Annotated in this window: 19 protein-coding genes and 1 pseudogene; 12 read left to right on the top strand and 8 right to left on the bottom strand. The window is 58.4% G+C overall.

Features of this window, described 5'->3' with window-relative positions:
- From VL003_RS12485 to ligD, 7 genes and pseudogenes are all read left to right on the top strand, one after another.
- A pseudogene (locus VL003_RS12485) lies at positions 1–388 on the top strand (alpha/beta hydrolase); the annotation flags it as partial.
- Positions 389–485: 97 nt separating this feature from the next.
- Positions 486–1,250 carry an endonuclease/exonuclease/phosphatase family protein gene (locus tag VL003_RS12480; protein ID WP_325442960.1) on the top strand — a complete coding sequence of 255 codons (765 nt, stop codon included), beginning with the start codon at positions 486–488 and terminating at the stop codon, positions 1,248–1,250.
- A complete protein-coding gene (clsB, locus tag VL003_RS12475; protein ID WP_325442958.1) occupies positions 1,247–2,458 on the top strand; it encodes a cardiolipin synthase ClsB in 1,212 nt (403 codons plus the stop codon). The genes VL003_RS12480 and clsB overlap by 4 nt, the downstream gene beginning before the upstream one ends.
- Positions 2,455–3,465, top strand: coding sequence for a lysylphosphatidylglycerol synthase domain-containing protein (locus VL003_RS12470; protein WP_325442956.1), 1,011 nt, complete (start codon positions 2,455–2,457; stop codon positions 3,463–3,465). The genes clsB and VL003_RS12470 overlap by 4 nt, the downstream gene beginning before the upstream one ends.
- Before the next feature lie 26 nt (positions 3,466–3,491).
- On the top strand, positions 3,492–3,674 hold the full coding sequence (locus VL003_RS12465) for a hypothetical protein (RefSeq protein WP_325442954.1): 183 nt from the start codon (positions 3,492–3,494) through the stop codon (positions 3,672–3,674).
- Between the two features lie 72 nt (positions 3,675–3,746).
- Positions 3,747–4,679, top strand: a complete 933-nt coding sequence (gene ku / locus VL003_RS12460) for a non-homologous end joining protein Ku (protein ID WP_325442952.1) — start codon at positions 3,747–3,749, stop codon at positions 4,677–4,679.
- A 60-nt stretch (positions 4,680–4,739) separates the two neighbouring features.
- Entirely contained in the window at positions 4,740–7,238 is a 2,499-nt protein-coding gene (gene ligD, locus VL003_RS12455; protein ID WP_325442950.1) for a DNA ligase D, read from the top strand.
- Positions 7,239–7,255: 17 nt separating this feature from the next.
- Here ligD and VL003_RS12450 read toward each other — a convergent pair whose 3' ends face one another.
- The 3 genes from VL003_RS12450 to cueR form a co-directional block, all read right to left on the bottom strand.
- Positions 7,256–7,588 carry an ElaB/YgaM/YqjD family protein gene (locus tag VL003_RS12450; RefSeq protein ID WP_325442949.1) on the bottom strand — a complete coding sequence of 111 codons (333 nt, stop codon included), beginning with the start codon at positions 7,586–7,588 and terminating at the stop codon, positions 7,256–7,258.
- A 68-nt stretch (positions 7,589–7,656) separates the two neighbouring features.
- Positions 7,657–8,634, bottom strand: coding sequence for a glutathione S-transferase family protein (locus VL003_RS12445; protein ID WP_325442948.1), 978 nt, complete (start codon positions 8,632–8,634; stop codon positions 7,657–7,659).
- A gap of 4 nt (positions 8,635–8,638) precedes the next feature.
- Positions 8,639–9,043: a Cu(I)-responsive transcriptional regulator gene (cueR, locus tag VL003_RS12440; protein ID WP_325442947.1), complete on the bottom strand. Its 405-nt coding sequence runs from the start codon at positions 9,041–9,043 to the stop codon at positions 8,639–8,641.
- A 101-nt stretch (positions 9,044–9,144) separates the two neighbouring features.
- Between cueR and VL003_RS12435 the strand changes: the two genes are divergently transcribed.
- Complete coding sequence (locus VL003_RS12435; RefSeq protein ID WP_325442946.1) at positions 9,145–9,348, top strand: heavy-metal-associated domain-containing protein; 204 nt, start codon at positions 9,145–9,147, stop codon at positions 9,346–9,348.
- Here the strand turns inward: VL003_RS12435 and VL003_RS12430 are convergent.
- Entirely contained in the window at positions 9,321–11,630 is a 2,310-nt protein-coding gene (locus tag VL003_RS12430; RefSeq protein WP_325442944.1) for a heavy metal translocating P-type ATPase, read from the bottom strand. The genes VL003_RS12435 and VL003_RS12430 overlap by 28 nt on opposite strands.
- Before the next feature lie 248 nt (positions 11,631–11,878).
- On the opposite strand from VL003_RS12430, the gene VL003_RS12425 reads away from it, so the two are divergent.
- Together VL003_RS12425 and VL003_RS12420 are read left to right on the top strand one after the other, a co-directional pair.
- Positions 11,879–12,124 carry a hypothetical protein gene (locus tag VL003_RS12425; protein WP_325442942.1) on the top strand — a complete coding sequence of 82 codons (246 nt, stop codon included), beginning with the start codon at positions 11,879–11,881 and terminating at the stop codon, positions 12,122–12,124.
- The gene (locus tag VL003_RS12420; protein WP_325442940.1) at positions 12,124–12,501 is read left to right on the top strand and encodes an EF-hand domain-containing protein; all 378 of its coding nucleotides are present in this window, start codon (positions 12,124–12,126) and stop codon (positions 12,499–12,501) included. Before VL003_RS12425 ends, VL003_RS12420 begins: the two co-directional genes overlap by 1 nt.
- Before the next feature lie 6 nt (positions 12,502–12,507).
- Here VL003_RS12420 and VL003_RS12415 read toward each other — a convergent pair whose 3' ends face one another.
- Positions 12,508–13,485, bottom strand: a complete 978-nt coding sequence (locus tag VL003_RS12415; protein WP_325442938.1) for a cation diffusion facilitator family transporter — start codon at positions 13,483–13,485, stop codon at positions 12,508–12,510.
- Between the two features lie 164 nt (positions 13,486–13,649).
- On the opposite strand from VL003_RS12415, the gene VL003_RS12410 reads away from it, so the two are divergent.
- On the top strand, positions 13,650–14,540 hold the full coding sequence (locus VL003_RS12410; protein ID WP_325442936.1) for a dienelactone hydrolase family protein: 891 nt from the start codon (positions 13,650–13,652) through the stop codon (positions 14,538–14,540).
- Between the two features lie 7 nt (positions 14,541–14,547).
- Here VL003_RS12410 and VL003_RS12405 read toward each other — a convergent pair whose 3' ends face one another.
- The 3 genes from VL003_RS12405 to arsC form a co-directional block, all read right to left on the bottom strand.
- On the bottom strand, positions 14,548–15,282 hold the full coding sequence (locus VL003_RS12405; RefSeq protein WP_325442962.1) for an RES family NAD+ phosphorylase: 735 nt from the start codon (positions 15,280–15,282) through the stop codon (positions 14,548–14,550).
- Positions 15,283–15,323: 41 nt separating this feature from the next.
- Entirely contained in the window at positions 15,324–15,761 is a 438-nt protein-coding gene (locus tag VL003_RS12400; RefSeq protein WP_325442934.1) for an MbcA/ParS/Xre antitoxin family protein, read from the bottom strand.
- A gap of 104 nt (positions 15,762–15,865) precedes the next feature.
- Positions 15,866–16,210 carry an arsenate reductase (glutaredoxin) gene (gene arsC, locus VL003_RS12395; protein ID WP_325442932.1) on the bottom strand — a complete coding sequence of 115 codons (345 nt, stop codon included), beginning with the start codon at positions 16,208–16,210 and terminating at the stop codon, positions 15,866–15,868.
- 67 nt (positions 16,211–16,277) lie between these two features.
- On the opposite strand from arsC, the gene VL003_RS12390 reads away from it, so the two are divergent.
- Positions 16,278–17,089: branched-chain amino acid ABC transporter permease (locus VL003_RS12390; RefSeq protein ID WP_325442930.1), on the top strand; the 812-nt coding region annotated here is incomplete at its 3' end.

The raw sequence follows: 17,089 nt of genomic DNA, 5'->3' as shown, positions 1-17,089 counted from the left end.
GCACGTACCTGCTTTGTACCGTGACGACGAGTGGATGCTGCCAAAACGCCAGTTGAACCGTGAAAGCCTGACCGCCTACCGCTTAAGCACCGTCACCCCTGACGACAACCGGGCGCTGGCGGCCTGCCGGCGCTTTCGCGGTGACGTCCTGATTGTCGAAGCAGAACACGACGATTTCGTGCCTCATTCCACAATCATGAACTACCGCTCAGCCTTTCAGGATGTTCACTCGCTATCCCATCGTATCGTGGATGAAGCCGACCACGGGTTGACTCGCAAGGCCGCCCAGCGTTCCTACACCGCAATTTTGCTGAACTGGGCCACCGAAATGGTGGTGGGAGCCCGTATGTCGAGCCCCAGGGGCGAAAGCATTCCGTACACACCGTAGTCAATCGGGCAAATGTGCTCCCCCGGCATGAGTCGCATTACCCCGCGGGTATGAAACTTGCAACCTTTCCGCAGATGACAGCATGATGGAGCGATGAATGCGAGAGCAGGCCGGACCAGGCCGCACCTTAAGGGTGCTGACCGTGAACGTACACAAGGGCTTTACGATCTTCAACAGGCGTTTCATCTTGCACGAACTGCGCGACGCAATACGCACCACTGCGCCTGATGTCATTTTCCTGCAAGAAGTACTGGGTGAGCACCATCGCCACGCAGCCAGACTACACGGGTGGCCGACGGCTTCACATTACGAATTCCTGGCTGACACCGTATGGTCGGACTTTGCCTATGGACGCAACGCGGTATACCCGGCCGGACACCACGGTAACGCCATCTTGTCGAAGTTTCCCATTGCCACCTACCAAAACCATGACGTCAGTATCAATCGCCATGAAGCCCGAGGAATTTTGCACTGTGTGCTGGAGGCGCCGAACAGCGACCTGCGCATGCATGCGGTATGCGTCCACCTGGGCCTGCGGGAAACGCATCGACGCCACCAGTTGCAGCGATTGTGCGAACTTGTACGAAGTACGATCCCCGCGGGTGAGGCGGTGGTCGTCGCAGGTGACTTCAATGACTGGCGCCTGAAAGCGAGCCGCCATTTGAACCATTGCGGACTGGTCGACGTATTCGCCTCGGCTCACGGGCGGCCGATCAGGACGTTTCCAGCACGCTGCCCGGTGCTGCGGCTTGATCGAATCTATGTTTCCAATGTTGCCGGGCACCGGCCGGTAAAGATGAAACGGCACCCGTGGGCCGGCTTGTCGGACCACCTGCCCCTGGTTGCGGAGATTGAAATATGAGCAGCCCCTGGCGAGAGGGCAACGAGTTCGTGTTGCTTGAGAATGGCGAGGCTTATTATCCGCGCGTCAACGAAGTGATTGCACAGGCCCGTTTCGAGATCTTGCTCGAAACCTTTATATTGTTCGACGACAAGGTGGGACGCGCGCTGCGCCAGGTGTTGATCGAAGCGGCACAGCGAGGTGTGCAGGTCGACATTACCGTCGACGGCTATGGCTCCGACACGCTTTCTGATGAATTCATTCTGGGCTTGACCGAGGTGGGCGTACGGCTTCATGTGTTCGATCCACGCCCACGTTTTTTTGGTGTGCGCACCAATCTTTTTCGGCGCATGCATCGCAAGATCGTCGCAGTGGACGGACGGACGGCCTTTATCGGGGGCATAAACTTCTCGGCAGACCACCTGCCCGACTTCGGGCCGATGGCCAAGCAGGACTACGCGGTCGAAGTCCGAGGGCCATTGGCCACCGACCTGGCCGATTACGTGCGTACCACGCTCAAGGCGGCACAAGCGGGCCCACGACGCTGGCGGCGCGCACCAAAGCTCGCTCCGCCCAAGGGCGACGCGACCGGCCGCCTGATCGTGCGCGACAACGAGGCTCACCCTACTTCGATTGAAAGCGCCTATCGGGTGGCCATAAGGGGCGCCTGCGAAGATGTGTTGATTGCCAACGCCTACTTCTTTCCGGGTTATCGCTTGTTGCGCGACCTTGTTAATGCCGCCAGGCGCGGTGTACGGGTACGCTTGATTTTGCAAGGAGAGCCCGATATGCGGTTTGCGCAGAAAGCCTCCGAGATGCTGTACGATTACCTGGCATCTGCCGGGGTCCTGATCTATGAGTACTGTGATCGCCCCTTGCACGGCAAGGTGGCCTGCATCGACCAGCAGTGGTCCACGGTGGGCTCAAGCAACCTCGACCCCTTCAGCCTGGCGTTGAATCTTGAGGCGAATGTGGTCATACACGACAGAGACTTCAATCGCCGTTTACGCGACAACCTCGAACAACTCATTGAGAACCATTGCCGACGCGTCGAGCGCCCGATAAAGCGTCGGGGCTGGCTGGGGCGCAGGCCCTGGACCAGTGTTCTGGTGTTCCATTTTCTGCGCCGCTTCCCGGCCTGGGCGGGCAGCCTACCCGCCCATAAGCCCCGGATTGAGTCGCTGGGCGCTGAAAGCCTTGCAGAAACCCAGGAGCAAAGGTCGGCATGAATATTCAATTGGCGCGCACCCGCTTAAAGGGCTCCACCTGGAAGTGGATTACGCGTGTTGTCACCGGTCTGATCGTAACCGCTGTTGTCCTGCTGCTGTTTAACCTTGCACGCAAGCTGGATTGGCTGGAAGTGCTGCGCTCGGCCAGCGAGATCGGTACTCCGACAATCGCGATGGCCGTCGGCATCGCCCTACTGGGGCATCTCGTTTATACGAGTTTCGAGATCTTGGCCAAATACTACGCGGGCACGCCACTGCCATACTGGAAAGTCATGGGTGTCGCCGCGCTGAGCTACGCCATGAACCTGAACGTGGGTGTCCTGGTCGGGGGCGTGGGTATTCGTTTTCGCCTCTACCACCGAATGGGCGTCCGCGCGGCCACTATCGGACGTATTGTGGGTTTCAGCACATTGACCAACTGGATAGGCTACGGCTGGCTGGCCGGTGTGCTCTTCATGACCGCCGCCGTGCCCTTGCCTGACAACTGGAGTATCGGCCGGGTGATGCTGCAGTTGATCGGCTTGATCATGGTGGCCGGAATCACCGTCTATCTGGCTATGTGTGCTTTTTCGCGCAAACGGATCTGGACGATAAGCCGGCATCGCATCGAACTTCCGCCCATCAAGCTGGCGCTGGCCCAGTGCCTGCTGGCGGCGGTTTCCTGGAGCCTGATGGGGGCCATCATATATTTGCTGCTGGGTCAGGAAGTGGCATATTGGGCAGTACTGGGCATCTTGATGTTTTCCAGCATCGCTGCGCTGGTCGCTCACATTCCGGGCGGACTGGGGGTAACCGAAGCCATTTTTGTGGGCGCGCTGTCTGGAACGCTTCCAGCGCACCAAGTGCTGGCCGGGGTGCTGATGTATCGAGTTCTGTACTGCGTTGTGCCGCTATGCCTGGCTATACCCGCCTACCTGATTGTCGAGGCCCGTTTGCGCGGCGCCAAACCAGCCAAGCTACGCCCCGACCCCACCCCGGTCGAACGCGCGGCAAAACCCGGCCGCTAGACGGTCGATCTTCCAAGGAGTGCACCATGCCGAACACCAAGCAGCAGTCCGATAAAAGCCAGACCCAGCAAGACGACACGCAACGCGAAAGCCAGAAGAGCCATGGCACGACGCAGAACCGAAGCAAAAAAGAGGGACACGTCAGCCAGATCGGCTCGGGCCAGGATCAACAAAGCAGTCGTCGCAACAAAACCCCGACCCGGCCCTGATCGGACGTTTGTGTCTGTCAGGAACAATGGTTGCTGATGTATAGCGACCAAGTGTCCTGAAAGAGGTCAGCCATGCCTCGCGTCATCTGGAAAGGCGCCATCACCTTCGGCCTTGTACATGTGCCCATCGTGCTGCATGCGGCTACGCGCGTCACTCGGCTCGATTTCGACTGGATCGACAAACGAGACAACTCCCCGGTCGGATACCAACGCATCAACAAGCGTACCGGCAAGCCTATCGAAGGCGAACATATCGTCAAGGGATATGAATACGAAAAAGGCGAATACGTTTTCTTGAACGACGAGGACTTCAAACGCGCCAACGAATCAGCCACCCAGTCGGTAGACGTCTTTGGATTCGTCAAAGCCGCGCAGGTGCCCCTTTATTATTTCGATACGCCCTATTACCTGGCACCCGACAAAAGGGGCGACAAAGGATACGCACTGTTTCGCGAAGTCCTGCGAAAAAGCGGCCTGCTGGCCCTGGCCTATGTCGTGCTGCACACCAAGCAGTACCTGGCGGCGTTAATGCCCCTGGATGACGTATTGATGCTGGTCACCCTGCGGTATGCGGACGAGATCCGCGACACCGACGATCTGAATATTCCGCGCGACAAACAGAGCCTGCCCGCGCCGCGAGAATTGCAGATGGCGCAACGGTTGCTCGATGAAATGACTCAGCCCTGGGACCCCGCTCAGTACCGGGACCAATATCGCGACGACCTGATGTCGACCATCGAAGAAAAGATCGCATCAGGCCGTACCCATTCTTTGGATGAGTCTTCGGCGGCACCGCGCAAGTCCGGCAAGGTAATTGATCTTATGGCCATGCTGCAGCGAAGCATCGATGAGCGCAAAGGCGGCGGCGGTAAAAATGCCCCCGCAACAAACCAGAAAACAGCCAGGAAAACAGCGAGAAAAGCCACGAAGAAAACCACAGCAAAACGAGCGTCGCCGTCGGCCAAGAAAACAGGCTCCGTCGGCACCAAACGAAAAACCGCCTGACACACCGGTCAGCCGACCCAACCGCGCCGGGTAGCGCATGCCATAGCGAGGCGTTCGGAATTGAAACCCCAATTACAGACCTACCAGCAAAAGCGCGACTTCAAGGTGACGTCCGAACCCAAAGGTCGCCCGGCTTCACGGTCGGCCTCGCGCGCACTAAGTTATGTCATACAGCGCCATCAGGCACGGCGCCTGCATTATGATTTCCGTCTTGAAATCGAAGGCGTGCTTGTAAGCTGGGCCGTGCCCAAAGGCCCTTCGCTCGACCCTGCCGTCAAGCGTTTGGCGGTTCACGTAGAAGACCATCCGCTCGAATACGGAAGCTTCCAAGGCGAGATTCCCGCCGGGCAATATGGTGCCGGTCATGTCGACATCTGGGACAAAGGCACCTGGATGCCCGCCTCCGACCCTGCCCAGGGACTCGCCAGCGGCCGCTTGCGTTTTGAGCTTAAGGGGGGGCTGCGGGGTCAATGGATGTTGCTTCGCACCGGCAACGACGACAAGCAATGGCTATTGCGTAAACTGGACGACGATCATGCCGTTGCCGGACATGACGCCGAATCAGACGGGGCACCCGTAGCGCCCACCCGGCCAACTCGGCGAACAAAAAAATCCGCTACCGACGCCGCCCGAACAACCAGAGTGCGAAGAACCGACCTGCCCGATTTCCTGTCGCCCCAATTGGCCACCTTGATTGACCGTCCACCTTCCGGCGGGGGATGGTCTTATGAGGTGAAATACGATGGCTATCGCATGCTGTGCCGAATCGATGGCACCGAGGCAAAACTGTTCAGTCGCAACGGCAATGACTGGACCTCACGCATGCCGCACTTAGCCCGTGACCTTGGTCAACTGAACCTGGGGCAGGGGTGGATAGACGGCGAGGTCGTGTGTTTCGACGATCAAGGCATCAGCCGCTTCCAGTCGTTGCAACGAGCCCTGGACGGCAACGCAGGCAATCTGGTGTTTGTCGCCTTTGATCTGCCGTTCTGGAATGGCACTGACCTGCGCGCCTTGCCTTTATCCGACCGTCGCCAACGCTTAAGCGAGCTGATCGAGACATTGCCCGCCGACAGCGCGATTATGTTTACTCAGATATTGGACGTTGCCGGCAATACTGAAGGCGACTCAGCCTGGACGGAAGCCTGCCGCTTAAGCCTGGAAGGCTTGATTTGCAAAAAACTGGACGCCCCCTATACAGAAGGCCGCAGCCGCGCTTGGCTGAAGCTTAAATGTCGCCCGCAACAAGAGTTCGTCATCGGAGGCTATACCCAACCTTCGGGATCCCGCTCGTCTCTGGGGGCCCTGCTGGTGGGTTTGCGAGATGGGAAAAAATTGCGTTATGTCGGCAGGGTCGGCACAGGGTTTACTCAGGCCACTCTCGAATCCTTGCATCAGAAGCTAAGCAAGATCCATCGCAAGACCAGCCCGTTTTCAAGCGTTACCGAGAGTAGTCAACGATACCGTCGCAGCAACGGCGACATTCAATGGGTGACACCAAAACTGGTTGCCGAAGTCAATTACGCAGGCTGGACCAACGACGGGCTGCTGCGTCACGCTTCTTTCAAAGGGCTTCGTGAAGATAAACCGGCCTCGGCAGTAACCGGCGAAGCGGCCGCCGACCCTGCTCCTCTCGATACCCGCACGAACAGCAGTCAACGCAAGCGGCTTTCGGGCAAGCGCAACCGCGTGCTGGTAGGCGAGGTCAATGTCTCGAGCCCCGACCGCCTCATCTATACCAGCCCTGATATCTCGAAACTGCAACTGGTTGAGTATTACCAGTCGGTTGCCGAGTACATTCTGCCTCATCTGCTGAAACGGCGAGTGGCGTTGCTGCGTTGCCCGCAAGGAACGAACGCCACCTGTTTTTTTCAGAAGCACCTGCACAGTGCCACCCCGGAAGGCATTACCCTGGACGACGAACAGGTCGTAATAGAAAGCCAACGCGGTCTACTTGAGCTGGTTCAGTTCGGCGTCGTCGAGTTCCACACCTGGGGCTCGTCGCTACCCCATCCAGACCGACCCGACCGCATCACGCTCGACCTCGACCCCGACCCCGACATTTCCTGGGCTGATGTGGTCACCGCCGCGCGACTGGTTCAACGCCTCATGCAAGACGCAGGCCTGACGCCTTATCTGAAAACCACAGGTGGTAAAGGCCTGCATCTGGTGGCGCCCATCAAGGCGACCCATACCTGGGACACCGTAAAGGCCTTCGCTCACGCCATGGCTGATTACCTGGCGCGGGAAGCGCCCCGCCAGTTCACGGCCAAGGCCTTAAAAGCCGGACGCAAAGGGCTGATCTTTGTGGATTACTTGCGCAACGGCAACGGGGCGACTGCCGTGGCGGCATTCTCGGCGCGTGCGCGTAAAGGAGCCCCCGTTTCGCTACCCGTGGCATGGGAAGAGCTGGATACCCAATACGACCTGCGGGGCGCGACCTTCAATATTCACAACGCGCTGAGGCATCGGCAAAAGCAAGGCAGCGATCCTTGGCAAGACTACACCAAGAATAGAAAGGCGCTACGCTTGGCGTTCAAAAACGAGCTTGATACCTAGAGGCCGCATTCGGTTGTTTACCGTCGGTCTGACGAGAGGCACTTGCCGAGTAAAAGACCAATCACACCCGCGATGCACACTGCTTTCCAGGCATGCTCATGCACACATTCGTCAGCCGCCTCGGAAACTGCGTGGTAACTTTCTTTGAGCCTGAGGCGATAATTGCCGGCTTCAAGGCGTGCCTGTTCAAGCTGACCCTTCAATTTATCTCGCGCGGCCTCAATCTCGGCGCCGCTGTAGCTGGCGGTTGAACGCAGCAATTCTTCTGCGCTGTCGAGCAGATCCTTCATATTGGAAGCGACCTCGTCGCGTTTTGCTGCAAGCTCGGTCTGGGTGGGGTTTCGGGCCATATTTTCCTCCGGATTCATGGGGGGTGAAGTTGCTCTGTGCAAGCAGCAACCCCCATGCCTGAAGTGAGCTAGACCAGTTCGCGCTTGTGCGGAAGCGAGAAATCCATATTGGGCCCCATGGGCACCAAGCCGGTCGGATTGATTTGCGTATGGCTACGGTAGTAGTGGTGTTTGATGTGGCGCAGGTCAACCGTGTCGGCTACGCCCGGGTACTGGTATAACTCACGCGTGAACCCCCATAGCGCGGGAAGATCAACCAGGCGTTTCAAACTGCACTTGAAGTGGCCGTAGTACACGGGGTCAAAGCGCAGCAAGGTTGTGAACAACCGCCAATCCGCCTCGGTCAATGTTGAACCGGTCAGATAGCGCTGCTTCAACAGGCGCCGCTCCAGGGTTTCAAGCGCGTCAAACAGTTCTTGAACGGCCTGCTCGTAGGCGTCTTGCGTCGTGGCAAAACCGGCTCGATACACGCCGTTGTTAATGTTCGTGTAAACATAAGCATTGATTTCGTCTATCGCGTTGCGGAGTTGGGCTGGATAATAGTCTCCGGCAGCCGCCCCGACGCCGTCAAACGCGCTATTAAGCATGCGAATGATCTCGGACGACTCGTTATTGACAATCGTGCGCCGATGCTTGTCCCACAACACCGGTACGGTCACGCGACCGCTATAGCCGGGCTGCGCCAAGGTATACAACTGATGCATATAGCTGGCGTGGTTGACGTGGTCGGGCACCACTCCCTCGTCGGGCTCGAAGGTCCAGCCATGTTGAGCCATTAACGGATTGACCACCGACACGGTGATCAGGGAGTCGAGCTGCTTGATGGCACGAAATATAAGCGTTCGATGCGCCCAAGGGCAGGCCAGCGATACATACAAGTGATAACGGCCGGGTTCGGCGGCAAAGCCGCCCTCTCCGCTGGGCCCCGGCGCACCGTCGGGTGTGACCCAGTTGCGAAACTGAGCCTCAGTGCGGACAAAACGTCCGCCCGTGCTTTTCGTGTCATACCATTGATCGGTCCATTGACCATCTATCAGCAATCCCATGAATTCACCTTTGGCTGGTTGCAGAGCTGGACAGCTCCTCGAGTATGGGGCAATCGGGCCGGTCATCGCCCTGGCAGCAATCGGCCAAAACCTGAAGCTGGTCGCGGATCGACTGCAGCTTGGCAATGTCCTGATCAAGTTCTTTGATGTACTGACCTGCCAGACGCTTGACGTCGTGGCTCTTGCGATCTTTGTCTTTCCATAAGCCGATGAGCATGCGGATGCGGTCGAGCGAAAAACCTAGATCACGGGCGCGCCGGATAAAACGCAGGGTTTGAACGTCGGCCTGATCATACTGCCGATAGCCGGCCGAAGAACGCTGCGCTGCCGCCAGAAGACCCACGCTTTCGTAGTAGCGGATCATTTTCGCCGTAACGCCCGAGGCTTGGGCGGCCTGGCCGATATTCATAGTGTCCTCCGTTGCAAGGGGCCCTATTACCCATACATGTTGGTTGACCTTACCACGATAGCAAGGTTTACAGTAGGACTACCCTTAGTCTGGAGAAAAACATGCTTGAATTTCGTGTACATGACATGACTTGCAACCACTGTGTCGGCGCTATCACCAAGGCGGTTAAAAATGCAGCCCCGCAAGCGTCGGTCGAGGTCGACCTGGCGCATCACCTGGTGCGTATACAAGGCGAGGCCGACGAAACCGCGGTTCGTGCAGCCATCACCGAAGCGGGTTATACGCCCGACGCAGCGGGCGCCTGAAACCCTCGCAGGCGCAGGGCGTTGCCCAGCACGAACACGCTGGATAAGGCCATGGCGCCTGCCGCAAACACGGGCGACATCAACACGCCCGTAAACGGATACAGCACCCCGGCGGCTACCGGTATCAGCGCCGTGTTGTAGGCAAACGCCCAGAACAAGTTCTGACGAATATTTTTGAGCGTGGCGCGCGACAGCGCCAAAGCGTTCGGCACGCCATTCAGGTCGCCCGACATCAACACCACGTCGGCGGCCTCCATGGCCACATCAGTACCGGTTCCAACGGCCACCCCAACGTCGGCTGCCGCCAGCGCGGGCGCATCGTTGATGCCGTCGCCCACAAACGCCAGGGCACCGTACTGGCGTTTCAACCTTTCCACCTCGCGCACCTTGCCCTCGGGCAGCACTTCGGCCACGACCTCATCAATACCCAGTTCGCGCCCGATGGCCTTTGCGGTGCGGCGGTTGTCGCCGGTGATCATCGCCACCTTCAGCCCCAGTTCATGCAAGGCAGCAATAGCTTTGGCGGTGGTGGGTTTGATGCGGTCGGCCACGGCCAACATGGCCACCAGGCAACCGTCAATGGCTGCATAGATGGGCGTCTTGCCTTCGTCGCCCAAGCGTGCCGCGGCCTCGACAAACATGGAAGGATCCAGTCCCAGCGAAACCATGTAGCGGTCGGCGCCGATTTCAACGCGGCGGCCATCGACCACGCCCCGAACCCCCGAGCCTGATTCAGCTTGAAACTGCTCTAGCGCCAACACAGGAACCGACTCGGCTTGAGCCGCTTCGACCAAGGCGTGTGCAATGGGATGTTCGGAGTGGCCTTCAACTGCAGCAATGCATGCCAATACGTCGCTGCGCTGCCAGCCCGGGGCAAGCACAAAGTCGGTGAGCACGGGCTTGCCCAGCGTAAGAGTGCCGGTTTTGTCAAATGCCACGACCTTGGTCTCGGCGAACTGCTGCAAGGCCTCTCCGCGACGAAAGAAAATACCCATTTGAGCGCCCCGCCCCATGCCCACCATGATTGACGTGGGTGTAGCCAGGCCCATGGCGCACGGGCAGGCAACGATCAGCACCGCCACGGCGTTGACCAATGCAAAATTAAGCGCCGGCTCGGGGCCCCAAATGAGCCACACCAGGCATGTAAGAAGGGCCATGGCTATAACAGCCGGCACGAACCACATGGTGATGCGGTCGACCATGGCCTGGATGGGCAGTTTGGAAGCCTGTGCGTGCTCGACCATGGCAATGATGCGCGCCAGAACAGTGTCCGCGCCCACCTGGGTAGCGTTGTAAGTGAGCGAGCCCGTCTGATTGACCGTACCCCCCACCACCGGGTCGCCCTGTTGTTTTCGTACCGGCTCGGGCTCGCCGCTGATCATCGACTCATCGACAAAGCTTTCACCTGATACCACTGAACCGTCGACGGCAAGCCGTTCGCCCGGACGCGCCAGCAATACATCGCCGGCCACGACCTGCGCAATCGGCAGTTCAACGAAGTTTCCGTCGCGCTGCACTCTTGCTGTACGCGGCTGCAAGCCAACCAGACGCTTGATGGCCTCGGAGGTTCGCCCCTTGGCGCGAATCTCAAGATAGCGGCCAAGCAAAATCAAGGTGGCAATGACGGCTGCCGCTTCAAAATACACATGCACCGTACCTTCAGGTAACAAGCCAGGAACGAAGGTAGCCACTACCGAATACAGATAGGCGGCGCCCGCCCCCACAGCCACCAAAGAGTTCATATCGGGGGCACCACGTATCAGCGACGGTATGCCCAGACGAAAAAAGCGCCGGCCCGGCCCGAGCAACACCATGGTGGTCAGCACGAACTGTATGCGCCAGCTAAGTTCCAGGCCCATGGTGTTCATGATGAAATGATGGAAAGGCGGGAAAAAATGGGAGCCCATCTCCAGCACGAACACCGGCAAGGTCAATACGACGGCAATTATCAGCGCCGCACGCAGCTCGTTGCTTTCGGCTTGCTGCCGCTTGGCCAACTCGTCTTGGGCGGCCGAATCGCTGCGCGCAACGCGTGCCTCATAGCCAACCTTCTTGACCGCGTTGATCGCCGCTTGGGCGTCACCGGCCGTGGCAAACTGCACTTCAGCCCGTTGGGTGGCCAGATTGACACAGGCGTCCTCAACGCCCGGTACGGCCTTCAGGGCACGCTCGACCCTGCCCACGCACGAGGCGCAGGTCATACCCTCGACATCAAGGGTAATGGGCGAATGAGCGAATGTCGAAAAACCGACCTTGTTTGATTTTATGGCTGCGTCAGGCATGGCGCCCCCTTTTTGAACAGATGGATTTAATGTAAACCTTACCATCGTGTTAAGGTCAAGACAGGTCACGCACCACCCTACTCTTGGTCCAGGACGCCATGCATTCCGTTACAAGCAAATATGTTTTGATTCTTTGCCGCATTTGGGTATATAAAGCCACTATTTGATAAGCCGTTAACCTTTTACACTGCAACCCTGTGTCCATGATCGACAGGCATTCGCCTCGGTCTTGCACTGAAGAGACAGCCATGAGAAAAATCTCCTTGTTTATTGCCCTGATGAGTCTGGGCGCGCTAAGTGCATGCCAGAGCCCATCACAACACGGCGGCAGTGCCAGCAACACCGAGTTCAACTGTATTGCCGGCACTGTGGGCGGGGCTGTGATCGGCGGCCTGTTAGGCAGTACGATAGGCGGCGGTACTGGACGTACGGCAATGACCGCCGTCGGAATTGGCGCGGGCGGCTATCTCGGCAACCGCATGGGGTGCAAATAATGAAGATCGACATCATCAAACCTGTTGCGTCCCTGGCGCTGGCCCTGGTTCTGGGCTTTTCCGGTACAGCTTATGCACAAGGCGCTTCCGCCGCCGAGCTGACCCCTGAACACTTCAAGGCGCTTGATCGAAACAACAGCGGCGGCGTCAGCAAGGACGAGTACGAGCAGTTCATGCGCGAGTCGTTTCTAAAGCTGGATACCGACGGCAACAAACGCCTGAGCAAAGCCGAAGCAAGCGCGGTATTGACACCCGAGCAATTTGCAGCGGTCGATAAAGACCACAGCGGCGAGCTGACACTGGACGAGTTTCTGGACCATGTCATGCGCGACTTCGACCGCTACGATTACAACAACGACGGGGTCCTGACGCCCTGAGCTTGGTCAGCAGCAAACCGTGCTGTGGTCCGAGGGGTCGGTGCACCCGCCCTCTTCGACCTGGATCGTGACGTGGTCGATCCCGAAACGTTCTAGTAAACGCGCACTGGCGGCCGCAATGACGTCTTGCGGCGCCACGTCTGGCCGAGGCACCACATGCATGGTCAGCAAATGCCGGTCGGCGGTGATCGACCACACGTGTATATGATGCACCCTGCAGACCAGGGGCACGTGTTGCTCGAGGTCTGCCTTGATCTCAGCAATGGCCAGGCTGGGCGGTGCACCTTCCAGCAAAATATGCCCTGCCGAACGCACCACGCCCCAGGCGCTTCTTAGAATAATCACCGCCACCAGCACCGAAAGCAGTGGGTCGATGGGCGCCCAGCCCGTCAACAGCACGATAACCGCCGCAACAATGGCCGCCACCGAACCCAGTAAGTCGCCCACCACGTGCAGCATGGCGCTACGCAAATTCAGATTTTCGTGACTGCCCTTGAACAGCACCACGAAGGCAGCAATATTGGCGACCAAACCGGCCACCGCAACGGCCAGCATGGGGCCGCCCAGTATCGGTCCCGGATCCAGGGTTCGGCGTACGGCCTCAACGACTATCCAGGCCGCAATTAAGAACAGCGTCAAGCCGTTGACAAAGGCCGCCAGGATTTCCACCCGTCTGTAGCCGAACGACAGACGTTCGGTGGCGGCGCGCCGGCCTACTCGCAATGCCAGCCAACTGAATGCAAGCGCTGCAGCATCGCTGGCCATGTGCCCGGCATCGGCCAGCAGCGCCAGGGAACCTGAAACGACGCCGCCAACCACCTCAACCACCATGAAGACCGCAATAATGGCAAACGCCCACAGCAGTCGCCGTTCGTCGGTGACGCCCTGCGCATGCCCGCCCGGACCATGATGATGGCCGTGCTGATGGCCGGCATGTTCGCCCTTTTCGGCGTGCGCGCGGCCATGATCATGATGCTCGTACATGAATAATTTCCGGAAGCGCCGACTCAAACGGCGCGGTCAAGTTTTTATACCATTATGACAAGGTCAGGCTTTGCAGGCACAGGCTACGCGACAAAAACAAGTTTTCCAGGCCGGCTGATCGAAGTATGCTGAACCCCACTGATCGCCACCACCGGAGAACCTCCATGACCCGCAAGAAAGCCTCGGATTTTCACCCCGACGTCCTTCGTCTTTTCGATCAATACGTACACGGTGATCTTGATCGCCGTGCCTTTATCCAGAAAGCGGCAGTCTACGCGGTAGGGGGTGTCACCGCCGCAGCGCTGCTTGAAAGTCTTCGACCCAATTTTGCCTGGGCCAACCAGGTGCCTGAATCCGATCCGCGAATTTCTGTCAGCCACCGGCAATTTCAATCGCCACAGGGCAGCGGCAGCATGAGCGGCTACTTGGCAACCCCGGCGCAAGCGAACAAAAAACTGCCCGCCGTGGTGGTGTATCACGAGAATCGCGGCCTTAACCCCTATATCGAAGATGTCGCGCGCCGGCTGGCCGCGCAAGGATACCTGGCGTTCGCCCCCGACGCACTGGCCCCGCTGGGCGGCTACCCCGGTAACGAAGATGATGCTCGCGCCCTCTTTGCCAAACTGGATCAGAGCAAGACCCAGGAGGACCTGTTCGCTGCGGTTGATTTCGTGCAGAATCACCCACAGTTCAGCGGCCGCTACGGCGCGGTGGGCTTTTGTTATGGCGGCACCATGGTAAATAAACTGGCCGTGCGGCGCCCAGACCTGGCTGCCGGCGTGCCCTTCTATGGCGCCCAGCCAGGCAGTGAGGAAACCGCGCGCATCAAAGCACCCTTGCTGATCCACTATGCCGAGAACGACGAACGCATCAATGCGGGCTGGCCTGCTTTCGAACAAGCGCTTAAGGCGAATAAGGTCGAATACCAGGCCCATTTCTACCCCGGCACACAGCATGGTTTCCACAATGACACCACGCCGCGTTACGATGAAAAGGCAGCTGAGCTGGCCTGGACGCGCACCCTCGAGTTTCTCGACAAACACTTGAAGGGCTGATTCCAGCTTAAGTCGGGATGAGTTCGATGGCGGGCTTGGGCGACCCGGACCAGGTCAGTCGATACGCCTGGGCGCGCCGCACGTTGCCCACCAATGCAGGCCGGAAGCACGCCAGATTCGTGCCTTGGGCTCGCCTCACGCTGGGGTACACCACCCCCATCGAACCTTGTTCAAGCAGTTGCAGTGCCAGCTGTTGCGAAGCCACATAGCTTGTCGCGCTGAGACATGGGGCAAACCCGGGCGCATCGCGCAAGTCGTGAAACTGCCCGCTAAAGTCCGCCAAAAGCGCTTGATAGGAAACGCTGTCGTCGAAAAAATCGATCTCGGCGTACTCAACCGTTTTATGGAAAACAATTTCGGCCAGCGCGGTTGACGCATCAAACGCACAATACCAGGCGCCTCGTTGACCGGTGTTGAACCGGCTGCCCTCGGGACGCGGGTATGTAAACGCCGCATTGATGATGCGAAAATTAGGCACACCGAAAACCAGCTCGTCCATGCCGATACCGGCCATGCCACCCCGTTCGCTGCGTAGCCTTTGATTGGTGGCGTTGTCTAGCGTAAATAAGTCAGCCAGGTGGTCGGCACTTTCTGCCAACGGCGCCAGGACGGAATCTTCTTGGTCGGCAAAACGAGACGGCAGCAAACGCACGGTGTCCAGCTGGCGCACCAGCGAAACGGGCGGCTCATCGAACGACGGTTCAGGTGAGCCCGCTTTGGGCACCGCTGAGTATTCGGCCATAGACGGCTCGAGCGCGGATGGCATGTATGGCCCCTTGCAGGCTAGACGCCGCCGCGCCGGGCATCAAGCAACTGACGAACCGCCTGCATCGCGATAAGGCCGCCTTGCATCATGTAGTCCAACGGGGTGCACCCGCCAAACAAAATATTGCGATTGGGCAGATGCACCCATTGGTCAGCCAATTTGTCACCATACACAATATGCAGCGACTTATAAATGCCCAGCAAATACGAAATCCGAGTCAGACGGTCGACCTCGAGCACCCGGTCGGGCTTTTTCTTCCACTCGTAATATGAACTGCTGGATACGCCGCCCAATAACACGCAAGCGTCTTCATCGCGCAGCTTCCAGGCTTGGGTGAGCTTGAAAAAACCTTTTAGCGCTGACGCCGACAGACGCTCGCGCACCGGCCGCGCGTTAAGGTCAACAACGGTGACAGGTTCGAAACGGCTTTGTGGGTAAGCGTAGGCCAGGCTCATATTAGACTCCGGTTATGAGGAAATTATACTCTAGAACCGGACAATTTGAGATTCGCCGCATCTCGGTGGGCAATTGTTGCTGACAAACGTCGAAAATCGATGCGTCAAAGTATCTCTGCCACCACCTCGGCGGGCCGGCACAAACGTGTCCCCTTTTCCGTAACCACTATCGGCCGATTCATCAAGACCGGGTGTGCCACCATGGCATCAATCAGGGCGTCGTCGTCGAGCTCGGGGTTATCGAGCCCAAGCTCTTGATACATCGGCTCTTTGCTGCGCATGATCTCGCGCACGCCAAGGCCCGAATCCTTAATTAACCGGACCAGCTCCTGACGTGTGGGAGGTGTTTTCAAATACTCAATGACGACTGGCTCCAGGCCACGCTCTTGCAGCAATTGCAAGGTGGTTCGAGAAGTGCCGCAACGCGGGTTGTGGTAAATGGTGGTCATTGCCTATGTACTCCGTACAAAAAACTATGCAAGTATGTGGTGATTCTATAACTATACGGAGACATCGATGGCGTTGACGCTTTTGGTCGAACTGGGGCTTAACGGCCTGCAGTTCGGCCTAATGCTGTTTTTGCTGGCGGCCGGCCTGACCCTGGTGTTCGGCATCATGGATTTCATCAATCTGGCCCACGGCTCGCTGTATATGCTGGGTGCGTACTTCGCTGCCACGTTCATCATGGTCACCGACTCGTTCTGGTTGGGCATGGGGTTGGCAATACTGGCCACCATGGTGGCCGGCGTCATACTCGAAGTCCTGATCTTTCGGCGGCTATACCAACGAAACCACATGTCCCAGGTGCTGGCCACCTTCGCCCTCATTCTAATTTTCAACGAGGGCGCCCGCATGGTGTGGGGCGAACAACCGCTGCGCCTGAACGCCCCTCAGATCTTCTCCGAACCCATACAGATCATGCCCGGACTTCAATATTCGTCGTTCCGGCTCTTCATCATCGCCAGCGGCCTGGCCGTCGCCGCCATGCTTTATGTGCTGGTGACCAAAACGCGGCTGGGCATGCGGGTGCGCGCCGGCGCTTCCAACCGCGAGATGGCCACCGCCATGGGCGTCAACATCAAAACGGTCTTCACGCTGCTGTTCGCATTTGGTGCGGCGCTTTGCGCCATTGCAGGCGGCCTGCTGGGCACCCTGCTGTCGGTTCAGGTGGGCATGGGAGAAAGCATTCTCATACTTGCCTTTGTCGTTATTGTTGTAGGCGGTATCGGCTCGATCCGAGGCGCCCTGATCGGTTCATTGCTGGTCGGTTGCGTCGACACGCTCAGCCGAACCTTGCTGCCGTCCATGCTGCACGCCGTCATGCCGGC

The organism is Pusillimonas sp. (assembly GCF_035515275.1).
Classification (GTDB): Bacteria; Pseudomonadota; Gammaproteobacteria; order Burkholderiales; family Burkholderiaceae_B; genus Pusillimonas.
This window is presented reverse-complemented; position numbering and strand designations above follow the sequence as displayed.